At 59.7% G+C, this 17,441-nt stretch carries 10 protein-coding genes and 2 pseudogenes; 7 read left to right on the forward strand and 5 right to left on the reverse strand.

Translation table 11 applies throughout. From position 1 onward, the window contains the following. Positions 1-17: 17 nt before the first annotated feature. The 3 genes and pseudogenes from KGA88_RS14135 to KGA88_RS31775 all read right to left on the reverse strand — a co-directional run. Positions 18-1,760, reverse strand: coding sequence for a potassium/proton antiporter (locus KGA88_RS14135; RefSeq protein WP_110659676.1), 1,743 nt, complete (start codon positions 1,758-1,760; stop codon positions 18-20). A gap of 281 nt (positions 1,761-2,041) precedes the next feature. Next, the gene (locus KGA88_RS31770; RefSeq protein ID WP_411740847.1) at positions 2,042-2,914 is read right to left on the reverse strand and encodes a methyl-accepting chemotaxis protein; all 873 of its coding nucleotides are present in this window, start codon (positions 2,912-2,914) and stop codon (positions 2,042-2,044) included. 30 nt (positions 2,915-2,944) lie between these two features. After that, a pseudogene (locus tag KGA88_RS31775) lies at positions 2,945-3,811 on the reverse strand (MCP four helix bundle domain-containing protein); the annotation flags it as partial. Positions 3,812-3,941: 130 nt separating this feature from the next. Here KGA88_RS31775 and KGA88_RS14145 point away from each other — a divergent pair. From KGA88_RS14145 to KGA88_RS31785, 4 genes and pseudogenes are all read left to right on the forward strand, one after another. Further along, a complete protein-coding gene (locus KGA88_RS14145) occupies positions 3,942-4,151 on the forward strand; it encodes a hypothetical protein (protein WP_046039713.1) in 210 nt (69 codons plus the stop codon). Then, on the forward strand, positions 4,148-4,450 hold the full coding sequence (locus tag KGA88_RS14150) for a cell division protein ZapA (protein ID WP_007981180.1): 303 nt from the start codon (positions 4,148-4,150) through the stop codon (positions 4,448-4,450). Before KGA88_RS14145 ends, KGA88_RS14150 begins: the two co-directional genes overlap by 4 nt. Positions 4,451-4,595: 145 nt before the next feature. Further along, positions 4,596-5,624 (forward strand): annotated as a pseudogene (locus tag KGA88_RS31780) (cache domain-containing protein); the annotation flags it as partial. Between the two features lie 132 nt (positions 5,625-5,756). Further along, on the forward strand, positions 5,757-6,488 hold the full coding sequence (locus tag KGA88_RS31785) for a methyl-accepting chemotaxis protein (RefSeq protein WP_411740848.1): 732 nt from the start codon (positions 5,757-5,759) through the stop codon (positions 6,486-6,488). Between the two features lie 117 nt (positions 6,489-6,605). Here KGA88_RS31785 and KGA88_RS14160 read toward each other — a convergent pair whose 3' ends face one another. Both KGA88_RS14160 and putA read right to left on the reverse strand, forming a co-directional pair. Then, entirely contained in the window at positions 6,606-8,408 is a 1,803-nt protein-coding gene (locus KGA88_RS14160; protein WP_223591836.1) for an acyl-CoA dehydrogenase, read from the reverse strand. Positions 8,409-8,642: 234 nt separating this feature from the next. Continuing rightward, positions 8,643-12,593 carry a trifunctional transcriptional regulator/proline dehydrogenase/L-glutamate gamma-semialdehyde dehydrogenase gene (putA, locus tag KGA88_RS14165; RefSeq protein ID WP_110660799.1) on the reverse strand — a complete coding sequence of 1,317 codons (3,951 nt, stop codon included), beginning with the start codon at positions 12,591-12,593 and terminating at the stop codon, positions 8,643-8,645. 460 nt (positions 12,594-13,053) lie between these two features. Between putA and putP the strand changes: the two genes are divergently transcribed. From putP to KGA88_RS14180, 3 genes are all read left to right on the forward strand, one after another. Then, on the forward strand, positions 13,054-14,538 hold the full coding sequence (gene putP / locus KGA88_RS14170) for a sodium/proline symporter PutP (RefSeq protein WP_110660800.1): 1,485 nt from the start codon (positions 13,054-13,056) through the stop codon (positions 14,536-14,538). A 283-nt stretch (positions 14,539-14,821) separates the two neighbouring features. Next, on the forward strand, positions 14,822-16,237 hold the full coding sequence (locus KGA88_RS14175) for a PAAR domain-containing protein (RefSeq protein ID WP_223591838.1): 1,416 nt from the start codon (positions 14,822-14,824) through the stop codon (positions 16,235-16,237). A gap of 795 nt (positions 16,238-17,032) precedes the next feature. Continuing rightward, the gene (locus KGA88_RS14180) at positions 17,033-17,356 is read left to right on the forward strand and encodes a hypothetical protein (RefSeq protein WP_223591840.1); all 324 of its coding nucleotides are present in this window, start codon (positions 17,033-17,035) and stop codon (positions 17,354-17,356) included. The last annotated feature ends 85 nt before the right edge of the window (positions 17,357-17,441 follow it).

Here is a 17,441-nt window from a genome sequence, read left to right on the forward strand (position 1 = left end):
GTGATAGTGGACGCAGTTTAGAGGAAGAGACCGGGACCCGGGCGACTTCCTTCGGGGAATCTGACGCCCACTTTGCCGATCTTGTTCCCGTCCATGACCGCCACGGTCCAGATGGTGTTGTTCCATTCGACCTGGTCACCCACTACCGGCGCGCCGCCAACTTTCTGGGCAATAAACCGGCCCAGGGACATCTCTGGGTCGATGCCTTCGACCTTCAGGCCGTACAGGGCCGCAACCGCGGCCAGCTGGGCGTCTCCTTCGAGTACGAAGTCGCCGAAGAAGCGCAGATCAAGACCCCGTTGTGGCGCCTGGCTGAAGAGTTTTCCGAGGGCCGGCAGGTTGTGTTCATGGCCGATGACACACAGCAAATCATCGACTTCGAGCACCGTACTACCCGACGGATGGAGCAATTGTTGGCCTCGAAACAGGGCCGCGATACGGGTGCCTTCGGGCATTTTCAGCTCGCGCAGGGGCGAACCGATGCACCATTTCTCCGCGCCGAGGCGATAAACGAACAGCTCCCACTCGCTGGTGACGTGCACTTCCAGGGCCGAGCGCGAGATGGGCGCAGGCTCCGGGGGGACCGTGACCTTCAGCAGCTTGGCGACCCATGGCAGGCTCGTACCCTGGACCAGCAGCGACACCAGCACGATAAAGAACGCGAGGTTGAAGTACAGCTGGGCGTTGGGCAGGCCGGCCATCAACGGGAACACCGCCAGAATGATCGGGACCGCGCCGCGCAGGCCGACCCAGGAAATGAACGCTTTCTCGCGCCCATGGAAGGCTTTGAACGGTAGCAGGCCAACCACCACCGACAGTGGCCGGGCAAACAGAATCATCCACAGCGCCAGTGCCAGTGCCGGCAGGGCAATAGGCAGCAGATCGTGAGGCGTCACCAGCAGCCCCAACACCAGGAACATGCCGATCTGCGCCAGCCAGGCCATGCCGTCGAGCATGTGCAGAATGCCGTGGCGACTGCGCACCGGACGGTTGCCGATCACCAGGCCACAGAGGTACACGGCGAGGAAGCCACTGCCATGCAGGGCGTTGGTCAGGGCAAACACCACCAGGCCACCGGCAATGACCAGGATCGGGTAAAGACCGGTGGCCAGGTTGATCCGGTTGACCAGTTGCAGCATCAGCCAGCCGCCGCCCAGGCCGATGACGCCGCCAATGCCGAACTCGCGTAGCAGGTGGGTCAGCAGGCTCCAGTGCAGGCCTGTCTGGCCGCTGGCGAGCATGTCGATCAGGGTGACGGTGAGGAACACCGCCATCGGGTCGTTACTGCCGGATTCGATTTCGAGGCTGGCGGTTACCCGCTCGTTCAGGCCTTTGCCGCCCAATAGCGAGAACACCGCCGCGGCGTCGGTGGAGCCAACGATGGCACCGATCAGCAGGCCCTGGATCAGGTTCAGGTTGAACAGCCATGCAGCCGCCATGCCGGTCAGCCCGGTGGTAATCAGCACGCCGACCGTGGCCAGTGAAAGTGCCGGCCATAACGCCACGCGGAAACTCGACACCCGGGTGCGCAGGCCGCCGTCGAGCAGGATCACTGCCAGCGCGAGGTTGCCGACCAGGTAAGCCGTGGGGTAGTTGTCGAAAATGATGCCGCCGCCATCGACGCCGGCCGCCATGCCGACGGCCAGGATGATCACCAGAATCGGGATGCCGAGGCGCGATGACAGTGAGCTCACCAGAATGCTCGCACCTACCAGCAACGCGCCGATCAAGAACAGGCTGTTGATGGTCGTCGCATTCAAAGGCAGTACTCCAGGAAGCTGAAAGGCGGGCACAAACTGACCATGCAGTCTGCGTGCCAGCGATTCTAACCTGTTGAAATGTGATGCTGTCAAAAAGGTTTTGCGGGCGATTCTTCACGCCGGGTGAAATCATTGTGGCGAGGGGGCTTGCCCCCGTTCGGCTGCGAAGCAGTCGTAAATCCGGTAGACGCGATTTAATGGATGTACGCGGTTAACAAGTTTGGGGCCGCTGCGCGGCCCAACGGGGGCAAGCCCCCTCGCCACAGGTATTGTGTTGGCGATTAGAGGCTAAACCGCCCAACCATCGTGTTCAGGTCCACCGCCAGGCGCGACAGCTCGTTGCTCGCCGCACTCGTCTGATTCGCCCCGGTGGCCGACTGCACCGACAGGTCGCGAATGTTCACCAGGTTGCGATCCACTTCACGGGCCACCTGCGCCTGTTCTTCGGCGGCGCTGGCGATCACCAGGTTGCGCTCGTTGATTTCGACGATGGCACTGTTGATGGTGTCCAGCGACATCCCGGCACCGCGGGCGATGTTCAGGGTCGACTCGGCGCGTTCGGTGCTGTTGCGCATCGAATCCACTGCATGCCCGGTGCCGGTCTGGATGCTGCCGATCATGCGTTCGATTTCACTGGTCGATTGCTGAGTGCGATGGGCCAGGGCACGAACCTCATCGGCCACTACGGCGAAACCACGACCGGCCTCACCGGCGCGGGCGGCCTCGATGGCGGCGTTCAAGGCCAGCAGGTTGGTCTGGTCGGCCAGGCCACGGATCACATCCAGTACCTTGCCGATATCGCGCGACTCGTTGGCCAGGTCGCCGATCAGGGTCGCGGTGCTCTGCACATCGGCGCTCATGCGTTCGATGGCGCTCACGGTTTCCTGCACCAGATCGCGACCGTCACCGGCCGATGAGGTGGCGTTCTTCGAGGCTTCGGATGTGCTGACCGCGTTGCGCGCGACTTCTTCCACGGCGCTGGTCATTTCGTTGACCGCAGTGGCGGCCTGTTCGATTTCGTTGTTCTGCTGGGTCAGGCCCCGGGCACTTTCGTCAGTGACGCTGTTGAGCTCTTCGGCAGCGGATGCAAGCTGCGTGGCCGAGCCGGAGATGCGCTGCAGCGTGTCGCGCAGTTTTTCCTGCATCTTCGACATGGCCAGCAGCAAACGACCGGCTTCGTCTTCACCGTCAGCGGTGATCGGGCGCGTCAGGTTGCCTTCGGCGATCTGTTCGGCGGCGCTCAGGGCGTTGGCGATCGGTTGGGTGATGCTGTTGGTCAACAACCAGGCGAGCAGCAACGTCAGGGCGGTGGCGATCACGAGCAGGGCAATCACCAGGTTGAACGCCGAATCGTATTGATCCGCCGCCTGCTGGTTGGTGTCGTTGGTTTGCTGGGTGTTGATCTCCAGCAGGCGGTTCAACACGGTGTTGACCGCTTCGGAGTTGTTGAGCAAATCGGTGTTGAGCAAACTGCGCAGTTCATCGACCTGATTGTTGCGCGACAAGGTTTTCATCCGGTCTTCGATCTGGCGGTACTGACCCAGCAACTGCACGTATTGATCGTAGGTTGCACGTTCCTGCGGGCTGGCGATCAGCTTTTCGTAGGTTGCCTGGGCGGCGCGAATCTGCTGGTTGCGCGTTTCCAGCAGTTCCATGGTTTTTTGCTGCACCTCAGGCTCGCGGTTTACCAGCAAACGGTAGGACAACACGCGCAGGCGCAAGGTGAGCTGGGTGAATTCGTCCAGGCTCTTGATGCTCGGCACACTGTTGTTGGTGATGTTTTCGGCGGCGCCGCGGATCTTGCTCATCTGATTCAAGGCAAACACTCCCAGAACCATCATCAAGCCACCGATCAGGGCAAAGCTGAGGAACGCCCGAGGGGCAATATTCATATTACGAAGAGACATGGCGTTCACCGGGAAAGAGCGCATCCGTGCGCGGCTGAGGCTGCTGTATGGATGACTTATCGGTCGCCGCAGTGAAGTCTTGAGCCCGCGTGTTTTGGCCGGTTGCACCTTGTGGCGACGAAGTGCAGGAACCACATCGGCCATTCACAGTCTTTAAAACTCGCGAGGAAGGTCGCCCGTCAGCAAAATCAAGGCTTTGCGCCTGTATAACCCTGGCATCCACGGTGACTTTTCTTTATCGTACGCGCCCTTTGAAAAAGCCCGGATAATCAAAATGTTGGAAGCATCCCTCAGCCAATTGGAACAACTTGTAAGTGATCTGGTGCAACAGAACCAGAGCCTGACCACAGAACTGGCCCAGGCCAAGGATGAAAATGAAAGCCTGCAACTGAGCCTGATGGAACACGAGGAGAAGCAAGGCGCCACGGCGGCTCGCATCCAGGCCCTGGTTGAGCGCGTCAGCGCAGGCCCTGTCAGCGCATGAGTTACAACGCCGCAGGGGTAAAAGTCGTCTCGATCCTGGGGGAGGACTATTCGATCAAGGCACCGGCCGGGGAAGAGCAGACCCTGCTGGACGCCGCGATGATGTTGAAGGCAGCCCTGGCCGAAACCAAGAGGAAGTACCCGACGCTGATCGGTGACCGCCTGCTGGTGCTGGCGGCGATGAATCTGTGCTCCCAGCAGATCGAAATGCAGAAGCAGCACAAGCTCGAACTCGACCGTTACCAAGAGCAAGTCAGCGCCACGGTTGAAGTGATCTCCAAGACGATCAATCAGGCCTGATCGGCTTTGCGCACAACCAAAGAATAGATTGTCGATTGGTTTGTATACAATCGGCACGGCTGTTGCAGTGTTTCAGCCTCTTATTCTTTGGGGGTGCTCCATGCAGTTCTGGCGACGCAGTATTCAATGGCAGTTGATCCTGAGCATGGGCACCGCTCTGCTCGTCAGTATTCTGATCGTGGTTGGCATATATACCCTGGTGGTCAACCGCCTCGCCCAGAGCTATCTGGTCGAACAAGCCTTGCCGTCGAGCATCGAAGCGATGCGCAACGACATCGAGCGGATCCTCGTTCAACCCCTCACCGCCGCCAAGGACATCGCCAGCAACAGCATGGTGCGCGACTGGCTGGCCGCAGGCGAAGACAGCGCGCAGACCAACACCTTCGCTACCTATCTGGAAGGCATTCGGGCCGAACACAAAGCCTTTACCGCGCTGATTGTCGGCACCGCGTCCAACCACTACATCACCGAAAAAGGCCTGGACCGGACCCTCAGCCGTTCCAATCCCAAAGACGCCTGGTTCTACGCGTTTCTCGACAGCAACCAGCCGCGCACCCTCAATATTGACAACGATACGGCCACCGGAGAATTGGCGCTTTTCATTGACCTCAAGGTCGAGCAGGCCGGTAAAGTTGTGGGTGTTGCCGGGCTTGGCCTGAGCATGAAAGAGCTGTCGGAGCTGATCCACAACTTCAGCTTCGGTGAGCGCGGCAAGGTCTATCTCGTGCGTTCCGACGGTTTGATCCAGGTGCACCCTGAAGCGCAATTCAGCGGTAAACGCAGCCTGACCGAGCAGATTGGTGCTACGGCCGCGCAAGCAGTGATGAGTCAAAAAGCTGCCACCAGTAGCGGCTTCGAGCGTGAAGGCGAAGACTTCCTTGCGTTAAGTCTGCCTCTGCGCGATCTCGGCTGGACCCTGGTGGCCGAAGTGCCGCAATCGCAGATCTACGCGGAGGCCCGCCGCGCGATGTGGATGAGCAGCGGCATCGGCCTGGCGGTGGCCATGGTGTGCCTGTTGCTGGTGGTGTTGCTGGCCCGTGGGTTGGTACGACCGATTCGTCAGGTAACAGCGGCGCTGGTAGCCATCGGTAGCGGTGGTGGAGATTTGACCCATCGGTTAGATTCCAGTCGTGCCGATGAGCTGGGCGATCTGGCTCGCGGTTTCAATCGGTTCCTGGATAGTCAGCGCGACATGATCGGTGAAGTGCTGACCACCAGCGAACGTTTGCGCACCGCTGTGGGGCAAGTGGCCAGGGTTGTGGATAACACTGCCGAACGTTCCGGGCGCCAACAGGAAATGACCGACATGGTCGCTACCGCGGTTCACGAAATGGGCCTGACCGTGCAGGAAATCGCGCAGAATGCCGGCAACGCGGCGGTCGCGTCGCAAACGGCCCGGGATGAGGCGATGCAGGCGCGGGAAGTGGTGGGCGGCTCGATCCGCCACATTGAAAGCATGTCCCAGGAAATCGGTGTCGCGGCCACTGCTGTGGGTGAACTGGCCCATCAAGTGGCATCCATCGATCAGGTGCTGGCGGTGATTCGCGGGATTTCCGAGCAGACCAACCTGCTGGCGCTCAATGCCGCCATCGAAGCGGCGCGGGCCGGGGATATGGGGCGTGGATTCGCCGTGGTGGCCGATGAAGTGCGGACGTTGGCGCGTCGTACGCAGTCCTCTACCGATGAAATCCAGCAGATGATCGGCAGCCTCAAGCAAGGCGCGGAAAACGCCGTTTCATCGATGCATTCCGGGCAAGCCGCGACCGGCACAGGCGTCGAGTCGAGCCAGCGTACCGGCACCTCGTTGACCGCCATTACCGGACAGGTCGAGCGCATCAGTGACATGAACCATCAGGTGGCGACGGCGACGGAAGAGCAGTCGGCGGTGACCGAGGAAATCAATCGCAACGTGCAGGGTATTTCCGATCTGGCGCGGGCGACGGCTGGGGAGGTCAGGGCCTGTCGTGAGGACTGCCAGACGTTGCAGCGCCTGGCGGATGATCTGGCGCGGCAGATGGGTGGGTTCAAGCTGGGGTGATGTGGCGTCTGCGCGGACGTCTTCGCGAGCAAGCCCGCTCCCACAGTTGGAATGCATTCACCTGTGGGAGCGGGCTTGCTCGCGAATGGATCTAAGCAGCACTACAAATACTTGGGATCAGAACCACTCATCCTGCATGCCCAGGCACACATCATCCCGCGCCTCAAGAATCGCCAGCTCATGGTGGCAACCCGGCACTTCCCAGGTCAGGAAGTAGCGCGCCGCCTGCAGCTTGCCCTTGTAAAAGCTCACATCCGCCGCATTGCCCTTGGCCAAACCTTCCTCGGCGCGAATCGCCTGTTCCAGCCAGCGCCAGCCGATCACCGTGTGCCCGAACACTTTCAGGTACAACGCCGAGTTCGCCAGGCTGCTGTTGACCTTGCCCTGGGCCAGATCGGTCAACAGGCCGATGGTCACGGTTTGCAGGCGTGCCACCAGCTTCTCCAGCGGCTCGCGCAGTGGCGTCAGTGCCTCAAATGCCTGGGCGCGTTCGGCGGTGTCGGCGATCAGGCGGATCAGTTGCTTGAGCCCTGCACCACCGTTCTGCGCCAGTTTGCGGCCCAACAGGTCCAGCGACTGAATGCCGTGCGTGCCTTCGTGGATCGGGTTCAGGCGGTTGTCGCGGTAGTACTGTTCCACCGGGTATTCGCGGGTATAACCGTGGCCGCCGAGGATCTGGATCGCCAGTTCGTTGGCCTTCAGGCAGAACTCCGACGGCCAGGATTTGACGATTGGGGTCAGCAGGTCCAGCAACTCATGGGCTTGTTTGCGCTCGGCTTCGGTCTCAAGCGTGGTGGTGTCATCGAACAGCCGCGCCGTGTACAGGCCAAGGTCGAACGAGCCTTCGACGTAGGCCTTCTGCGTCAGCAGCATGCGTTTGACGTCGGCGTGCTGAATGATCGCCACTGGCGCGGTGTTCGGGTCCTTGCTGTCCGGCACGCGGCCCTGTGGACGCTCGCGAGCGTACTCCAGCGAATACAGATAACCCGCGTAGCCAAGCATCACCGCGCCCATGCCGACGCCAATCCGCGCTTCGTTCATCATCTGGAACATGTAGCTCAGGCCCTGGTGCGGTTTGCCCACCAGATAGCCGACACACTCGCCGTTATCGCCGAAGTTCAGCGCGGTAGACGTGGTGCCACGCCAGCCCATCTTGTGGAACAGCCCGGCCAGCAGCACATCGTTGCGCTTGCCGAGGCTGCCGTCGTCGTTGACCAGGAACTTGGGCACGATAAACAGCGAAATGCCCTTCACCCCGGCCGGCGCGTCCGGCAACTTGGCCAGCACCATGTGCACGATGTTTTCCGACAGCGGATGATCGCCGCCGGAGATGAAGATCTTGTTGCCCTTGAGGCGATAAGTGCCGTCGGCCGCAGGTTCAGCGCGGGTGCGGATATCCGACAGCGACGAGCCCGCGTGGGGTTCGGTCAGGGCCATGGTGCCGAAGAAACGGCCGTCGATCATCGGTTGCAGGAAGCGACGCTTCTGCTCGTCGGTGCCGAAACTCTCGATCAGGTTCGCCGCGCCCATGGTCAGGAACGGGTACGACGTCGAAGCAGCATTGGCCGATTGAAAGTGTGCGAAGCAGGCCTGGGAGAGCAGTGTAGGAAGCTGCATGCCTCCCGCCTCGAAACTGCGCGCGGCGTTGAGGAAACCGGCTTCGAGAAAGGCGTCCACCGCCGGTTTCACTTCCGGAATCAGAATCGCCTGACCGTTCTCATAGCGCGGCTCGTTCTCGTCACCCTTGCGGTTGTGCGGAGCGAAGAACTTCTCGGCGATGCTGCGGGCAGTGCCAATCGCCGCATTGAAGGTTTCCCGGTTGTGCTCGGCGAAACGCTCACGCTGGGTCAGGCCCTCGGCATCGAGGACTTCATACAGCTCGAAAGCCAGATTGCGGGAACTGAGCAACGTCTCGGACATGGCGGCCTACCTTTTTTTGGAATGGGCCGAGTCTAGGCTTGCTGATAAAGACTGAACAGGATGATTGATGTTGGTGATAAATGGGCAAAACATCGACCTGTAGGAGCCGGCTTGCTGGCGATGGCGGTTCATCAGACACACCGCAGTGTATTGATCGCCAGCAAGCCGGCTCCTACAAGGCAAAAAAATGGGCGCCGATGAGGGCGCCCATTTTTACCGTGACAGCATCGCTATTTAGCCGATCGTCATCAAGCTCGCATTACCACCCGCCGCCGCAGTGTTAACGCTCAACGCGCGCTCGATCACCAGACGCTCCAACGCAATGTTGGTTTCGCCCTGCGACAGACCCTGCACACCGACGATGGCGCCGGCACGCTTGGCCACTTGCTGGCACACCGCACGCAACTGGTCGGAATGGCCGTGATGCAGAACCGCATCAAACACCACTTCGTCCTTGTTCCAGTCGGAAACCAGCTTGATGCGCGCCTGAATGTCCTTCGGCAGGCGTGCGAACAAAGCCTTGCTCAAGTCGGTTTCCGGCCAGACCGCCGAGCCGCCGACAGCCAATACCGCCGCCAGTTGAGTCAGCAGGTCGCCTTCGACTTCCGCCAGGCACAGCACGTGCTCGCGCGGCAGGATCGCGTAGCTGTTGCGCTCGCCGGTCGGGCCGGCCAGAAGGCGGGTGATGCCGCTTTGCGATTGTGCGGCGAACTGCACACACAGGGTGCTCAGGTCGGCGAACTTGTTGCTGTCGGCCCAGGCTTTCAGGGCAGTCAGCGGTTTGCTCATGGCTTCGCGCAGACGAACGTCCGGTGCTGCGGCGGCATCGCCACGAGCGAAGGATTGTTCGATCGCATCCGCAGGGCGGGTCGACAACAAACGGTACAGATACAACGGGCCACCGGCTTTCGGACCGGTGCCCGACAGGCCTTCGCCGCCGAATGGCTGCACGCCTACTACTGCGCCAACGATGTTGCGGTTGACGTAGACGTTACCGGCATTGACGTTGTCGATCACCTTGGCGATGGTCTCGTCGATGCGGGTGTGCACGCCCAGGGTCAGGCCGTAGCCGGAAGCGTTGATCTGGCCGATCAGTTGATCGATATCCTTGCGCTTGTAGCGGACCACGTGCAGCACCGGACCGAAGATCTCCCGCTGCAACTCGTCGAAGCTTTCCAGTTCGATCAGCGTCGGCATTACGAAGGTGCCGCGTTTGACTTCTTCGGCGTCGGCAATGGCCACCTGGTACACGCTGCGACCTTTGTCGCGCATGGCCTGGATGTGCTTCTCGATACCCGCCTTGGCTTCGGCGTCGATCACCGGGCCGATGTCCACGGACAGGCGCTCAGGGTTACCGAGACGGCTTTCAGCCATCGCGCCCTTGAGCATTTCGATGACGCGATCAGCGGAATCTTCCTGCAGGCACAGGACGCGCAGGGCCGAGCAACGCTGGCCGGCGCTGTCGAAAGCCGAGGAAACCACGTCGATCACGACTTGTTCGGTCAGTGCCGAAGAGTCGACGATCATCGCGTTCTGGCCACCGGTTTCGGCGATCAGCGGGATAGGGCGACCCTGGCTGTCCAGGCGACCGGCGATGTTGCGTTGCAGCAAGCGCGCGACTTCGGTGGAACCGGTGAACATCACGCCTTTGACGCGATCGTCGCCGACCAGGCCGGCACCGACGGTTTCGCCGCGACCTGGCAGCAGTTGCAGCACGCCTTCAGGGATACCGGCTTCGAGCAGCAAGCGTACGGCTTGGGCAGCGACCAGAGGAGTTTGCTCCGCAGGCTTGGCCAATACCGGGTTACCGGCGGCCAGGGCTGCAGCCACTTGACCACTGAAGATCGCCAGCGGGAAGTTCCACGGGCTGATGCACACCACAGGACCCAATGGGCGGTGAGCGTCATTGGTGAAGTCGTTGCGCGCCTGCACCGCGTAATAACGCAGGAAGTCCACGGCTTCACGCACTTCGGCGATGGCGTTGGCGAAAGTCTTGCCGGCTTCGCGAGCCAGCAGGCCCATCAACGGCTGGATCTCGGCTTCCATCAGATCGGCGGCACGTTCCAGGATCGCGGCGCGTTCGGCGGGCGGGGTGGCCTGCCAGATTGGCGCAGCGTTGAGGGCGCACTGGATTGCATTGTCGACGTCTTCGACGGTGGCTTCCTGCACATGGCCGACCACGTCACGCAGGTCGGACGGGTTCAGCACCGGTGCCGGAGCTTCGTTGCTCGAGACGCAGCCGAGCATCGGCGCCGCTTTCCAGTGGTTGTGTGCGGTAGCGAGCAGCGCGCAGGACAGGGACGCCAAACGATGTTCGTTGGCCATGTCGATGCCGCTGGAGTTGGCGCGCTCGGAGCCATACAGGTCACGCGGCAGCGGAATGCGCGGGTGCGGCAGGCCGAAACCACCTTCCACGGTCGCCATCTGCTCGATCTGAGCAACCGGATCGGCCACCAATTCCTGAATCGAAATCGACTGATCGGCGATGCGGTTGACGAACGAGGTGTTCGCGCCGTTTTCCAGCAGCCGACGTACCAGATAGGCCAACAGGGTTTCGTGGGTGCCGACCGGAGCGTACACGCGGCACGGACGGTTCAGCTTGCCTTCGGAAACTTTGCCTACAACCTGCTCGTACAGTGGTTCACCCATGCCGTGCAGGCACTGGAACTCGTACTGGCCTGGGTAATAGTTCTGACCGGCGATGTGATAAATGGCCGACAGGGTGTGGGCGTTGTGCGTGGCGAACTGCGGATAGATGACTTCCGGTACCGACAGCAGCTTGCGCGCACAAGCGATGTAGGACACGTCGGTGTACACCTTGCGGGTGTAGACCGGGTAGCCTTCCAGGCCTTCGACCTGGGCACGCTTGATTTCGCTGTCCCAGTACGCACCTTTCACCAGGCGGATCATCAGGCGATGACGGCTGCGGCGAGCCAGGTCGATCACGTAGTCGATCACGTACGGGCAACGCTTCTGGTAAGCCTGGATGACGAAACCGATGCCGTTCCAGCCAGTCAGTTGCGGCTCGAAGCACAGGCGCTCGAGTAGATCCAGCGACAGCTCCAGACGGTCGGCTTCTTCGGCATCGATGTTCAGGCCGATGTCGTATTGCTTGGCCAGCAAGGTCAGCGACAGCAGGCGCGGGTACAACTCGTCCATCACGCGCTCGTACTGCGCACGGCTGTAGCGCGGGTGCAGGGCGGACAGCTTGATCGAGATGCCCGGGCCTTCATAAATCCCACGACCGTGGGAGGCTTTGCCGATCGAGTGGATGGCTTGTTCGTACGAGGCCAGGTACTTCTGCGCGTCGTGCTCGGTGAGCGCGGCTTCACCCAGCATGTCGTAGGAATAGCGGAAGCCCTTGGCTTCGAACTTGCTGGCGTTGGCCAGGGCTTCGGCGATGGTTTCGCCGGTGACGAACTGCTCGCCCATCAGGCGCATGGCCATGTCGACGCCCTTGCGGATCATCGGCTCGCCGCTCTTGCCGATGATGCGGCTCAGGGACGACGTCAGGCCGGCTTCGTTGTGGGTCGACACAAGCTTGCCGGTCAGCAGCAGGCCCCAGGTGGCGGCGTTGACGAACAGCGACGGGCTGTTGCCCAGGTGCGGATGCCAGTTACCGGTGCTGATCTTGTCGCGGATCAGGGCGTCGCGGGTGCCTTTGTCCGGGATGCGCAGCAGCGCTTCGGCCAGGCACATCAGCGCCACGCCTTCCTGGGACGACAGGGAGAATTCCTGCAGCAGGCCCTGAACGATGCCGGCACGGCCGCCAGCGCTCTTCTGGTTGCGCAGTTTTTCAGCAATCGAGGCAGCGAGTTTGTTGGTGGCTTCGGCCATCGGTGCCGGCAGGCGAGCCTGCTCGATCAGCATCGGTACCACTTCCGGCTCAGGGCGACGGTAAGCGGCGGTGATCGAAGCGCGCAGTACCGATTGCGGCAAGATGCTTTCGGCGAATTCGAGGAAGCACTGGTGGGCATGATCCAGAGGCGCGTCGACGCTGTCGTCGGAATCCTTGGTCAAACCGCTCAGCTCAGTCAGGGTTGCACCACCCTCGAGTTTTTCCAGGTAATTGAAGATTGCCTGCTTGATCAGCCAGTGCGGCGTGCGATCAATCGAGGTCGCGGCGGCCTTGAGGCGTTCGCGGGTCGGGTCGTCAAGTTTGACCCCAAGGGTGGTGGTAGCCATGTTTTTATCCTCATGTTTGCCACGACTGCGTGGCCTCAGCTGGCGGCAAGATTAGCCGTGCGCTGACATAGGTGCAACCGGGTGCAACCCTTTTTTGTCGGAATGTGTAGCAGCTTGTCGGGAATAGAACAGCAGGTAGGATCTGGCGCTTCTGCATGGTGCTTTTACTTCTAGTAACGCACCCGGACTACCGTAAAAGGGAGTAAAAACCGTAGGATTTATCGCAAAACGACTAGGGTGCAACTTATTCTCAAGAAACTGGTTGCACCTTATTTGCTTTGTTGAATAGCATTCGCGCCCAAGGTGCAACCAGAACAAAATCCGGGTGCTCCGGCTGATGGCTTTCCTGGGGAAACATCAGTCATAAATGCGCGGGAATCCGGATCGTCTGTCAAACGTATGCGTTTGCGAGCGGTTCACCAGCCGCCGCTACATAAAAACAAAGCCAGGGCGTAACTTAATGAGCGTAAGCAATCCAACCCTGATCACGTTCGTGATCTATATCGCAGCAATGGTGCTGATCGGCTTGATGGCCTATCGCTCCACCAACAACCTTTCCGACTACATTCTGGGCGGCCGTAGCCTGGGTAGCGTCGTGACCGCACTGTCCGCCGGTGCCTCCGACATGAGTGGCTGGTTGTTGATGGGCTTGCCCGGCGCGATCTACATGTCCGGTCTTTCCGAAAGCTGGATCGCCATCGGCCTGATCGTCGGCGCCTACCTGAACTGGCTGTTCGTCGCCGGCCGCCTGCGCGTGCAGACCGAGCACAACGGTGATGCACTGACCCTGCCGGACTACTTCGCCAGCCGTTTCGAAGACAAGAGCGGCCTGCTGCGGATCATCTCCGCCGTCGTGATCCTGGTGTTCTTCACCATTTACTGCGCTTCCGGCATCGTGGCCGGTGCCCGTCTGTTCGAAAGCACCTTCGGCATGTCCTACGAGACCGCGCTGTGGGCCGGCGCTGCGGCGACGATTGCCTACACCTTCATCGGTGGTTTCCTGGCAGTGAGCTGGACCGATACCGTACAAGCCACCCTGATGATCTTCGCGCTGATCCTGACGCCGATCATCGTGCTGCTGGCTACCGGCGGCGTCGACACCACTTTCCTGGCTATCGAAGCGCAAGATCCAAGCAACTTCGACATGCTCAAGGGCACCACTTTCATCGGCATCATCTCGCTGATGGGCTGGGGTCTGGGCTACTTCGGCCAGCCGCACATCCTGGCGCGTTTCATGGCTGCCGATTCGGTTAAATCGATCGCCAAGGCCCGTCGCATCTCCATGACCTGGATGATCCTGTGCCTGGGCGGCACCGTGGCAGTCGGCTTCTTCGGTATCGCCTACTTCTCGGCACACCCGGACGTGGCTGGCGCAGTCTCCGAGAACCACGAGCGTGTGTTCATCGAACTGGCCAAGATCCTCTTCAACCCATGGATCGCGGGTATCCTGCTGTCGGCCATTCTGGCTGCCGTCATGAGCACCCTGAGCTGCCAGTTGCTGGTGTGCTCGAGCGCCCTGACCGAAGACTTCTACAAGACCTTCCTGCGTAAATCCGCTTCTCAGGTTGAACTGGTCTGGGTCGGTCGTGCCATGGTGCTGTTGGTTGCCCTGATTGCTATCGCGCTGGCATCCAACCCGGAAAACCGTGTACTGGGCCTGGTGAGCTACGCCTGGGCCGGTTTCGGCGCTGCATTCGGTCCTGTCGTACTGATCTCCGTGATCTGGAAAGACATGACCCGCAACGGCGCACTGGCCGGTATCCTGGTTGGCGCGATCACCGTGATCGTCTGGAAACACTTCGAACTGCTGGGCCTGTACGAAATTATTCCAGGCTTCATCTTCGCCAGCCTGGCGATCTACATCGTCAGCAAAATGGGCACGCCGACTGCCGGCATGTTCCAGCGTTTTGCGGCGGCAGAGAATGATTACCGCTTGAACAAGTAATCGTTTGAGGTCATCCCATCGCGGATGAAAGAACGGCTCGCAGCCTCAGGTTGCGGGCCGTTTTTTTTGCGTCCTTGATATGAGGAGCGGGCATTTGACTACCAATGTCCGTGGTCCTTTTCATTCCTAATCGTGAGAAATTTCCTGATTTTCCCGGCCATATTGAGTTTCCTCCCCGTCCACGTACTTTGCGTGAGCCCGCTCTTCCCGAGTCGGCGTTATCCATCGTTAGACGTGGCGCGCTTCCCATGACTGAGGCGCCAGTAGAGAGGGAGATCAGTAAATGGCAAAGGGATACTTCATTCGCGAGGGCGACAAGACCACCTGCGGCGGCAAAGTTCTGGAGGGCGATACTCACATCATGATGTTTGGCTTCGCTCATGCGCGCGACGGTGACCGGGTTTCCTGCGGCAAAGACAATAAGAGCTACGTGATCGCTGGCGGTGTTTCCTACATCAAAAGCAATGGCAGGATGGTGGCGGGGTCGCTGGATAGCTTCAGTAGTTGTCCTTGCAGAGCCGGGCTTATCCCGTCGCAGGACACGGCGGGCTACCAGTCCGAGCGCAGTGCTGCACCACACACCACGCGAACCGCTACTGCGCAAGCCGAGCCTGTCACTGCGAGGGCTCCGGTAGCGTCACGATCATCCAGCTTTGCGCCGATGCCAACACTTCCCGTGCCGGTGCGTGACAACAGCGCAGAGTTAGTAGAGCCGGGCTTCTACATCGTTCCGAAGAGCACCACCCGCGAACAGCTTGAGGCCTCGCTTTTCACTCTTCGCGACCCGGCAGTGATGGGCAAATTCAAATTGCTCAATCCCAACCTGCGCGACGTCAAAGCCGGCTCGCTGATCGTGCTGAGCGACCCCAATAACTACCAGTGCACTCGTGAAGAAGCCCTGCTTATGGATGTGGCAGCCAGGACCAATCAGGTGCTTGAAACGCTTAGCCCGGAAGAAGCGGATTTCATGGTGCAACACCGGGATGTCATCCAGACCTTCTTGACCCATGGCTCCGGCGCTATTGGCGTGGGCGCGAGTATTTTCAAGAATAATCTGGATAGCGTCGGCAATGCTTTGAGGGATATTGAAGCGTTGCAACAGAATACGCTTCAAAGAGATGGGCACCTGCGCTCGCCAGCGTTCTTTGCAGAGCGCCAACGTCTGCTCGCACAACTGAACAGCCACATGACGGTACTGACCCGCAAGGGCATAGGATTCCCAAACCACTTCAATTTGAAAAAAATGTTGGGTATTTCAAGCCAAAGTCTGGTCCATCACTGGACCAATGCCAGCCCTGCTGGGCAAATACCGGGTTACGCCACCCACCTTGAAGGTGTGGCGAGGGCTTCAAAATACGTTCAGTACGGCGGATGGCTGGGCACAGCTGTCGGCGGAGGGGCGTCTGCCTTGAAGGTTCAGGATGTGTGTACTGCAGGGGATACCGAAACATGCGAGAGGGTTAAATTTACTGAAACGGGGAGTTTTACCGGGGGGGTCGTAGGTGGCGGAATTGTAGGTGCTGCGCTATCAACCTCAGCTGTCGGCGGGCTTTGTGTTGGGTTAGGTGTGCCAACTGGCGGTTTGGGATTACTGGTCTGCAGTATTGTTGTGGTCGGGGCAGGCTCTATTTCTTCCAGCGCTATTGGGAGCGTTATTGGTGAAAAAATGGGCGACCGCATTTTCGAGGCCACTCAATGAGTATTAGCGTTGCAGACGCACTATTCCTGGCATCAGGGCTAATAGTTTTCGGTGGGGCACTTGTTGTATTTGGGGTTGCTCTGCATTTGGGCTACACCAAGGGAGATGTCCTGTCAGATCATTTCCAAAACAGTTCTCCACTTATAACTGTCTCTGCGCGTATTGACGCAGGGCTTAGAGGTAAGACTCGGCTGGTTTATTCAATATCTAGCGTTGTTACGTTTCCCAGATTTTTTTTGAAGCGCGGTATGGTCACTGCTGAAGATCTCAACAATTTTCCCCATGACCTCAGGCGAAAACTCGTAGTGTTGCAATGGACTCTTCTAGGGGTTGTATCTGGCATGGTGCTACTTGGCCTGATAGCGATGTCTGGGATAATCAGGTAACTGACCAATAAAAATGGGCACTCAATCTGGTTGGTGTGCCCATTCTTCATGCCACTCCCTATTCGTCAGGCGGGTTGGAAATTTTCTCGACAAGGTCCTAGGACGTTTCCTTCAAAACCTAGCGGTTTTCATGAAGTGGTGCGATGTGAGTTCCGTCGATAGTCTTTGGTGGTCACTGACCATTCAGTGGTGGGGTGTAGGAACCCGTTAAGACCATGAGACACGCTTGGCATCGACACCTGATTTGCGGCCACTAACGTGCGACCGTAAGATCTGTTGCGGCGGCTGTGCGCGGGCACGCTTCGGCGTGGTCGAGTTCTCTGGTCTCGATATTCCTACCCCGCGTATGGCTGCCACCCAAGCCCGTAGGAAGGCCGATGGTAGTCCCACTTCTACCAGAGGTTAAAAAATGAAAACAATTCATCCCGATCCACCCTACAAAAAACCAATCCCCCATCCCGACAACCGCTTCATGGCATTGACCAGCAACTGCTCCGACATGCCCACCCTGTTCGTCGACACCCATGCGCCACTCGACATCCTCACCGACGCCGCCAACTACAGAATCCGCGCTGTCACCCAAGTGCTTGAGAACCTGTCCATGCGCGGTTCGGTCGAGTGTGAGTCGTTCATCCTCAGCGATTTTGCCTTGCTCTGTGCCATTCCATTGCGCGATGGCTGTGATGTGCTGGATGTGGTTGGGCGGCGGTTGCGGGCGCGGCCTTCGCAGTAGCGGCAAGTACGCCTGATATCTGTAGGAGCCGGCTTGCTGGCGATAGCGGTGTGTCAGACGTTTTCCATGTTGATTGATACACCGC

The organism is Pseudomonas sp. A-R-19 (assembly GCF_019956575.1).
Taxonomy (GTDB): Bacteria; Pseudomonadota; Gammaproteobacteria; order Pseudomonadales; family Pseudomonadaceae; genus Aquipseudomonas.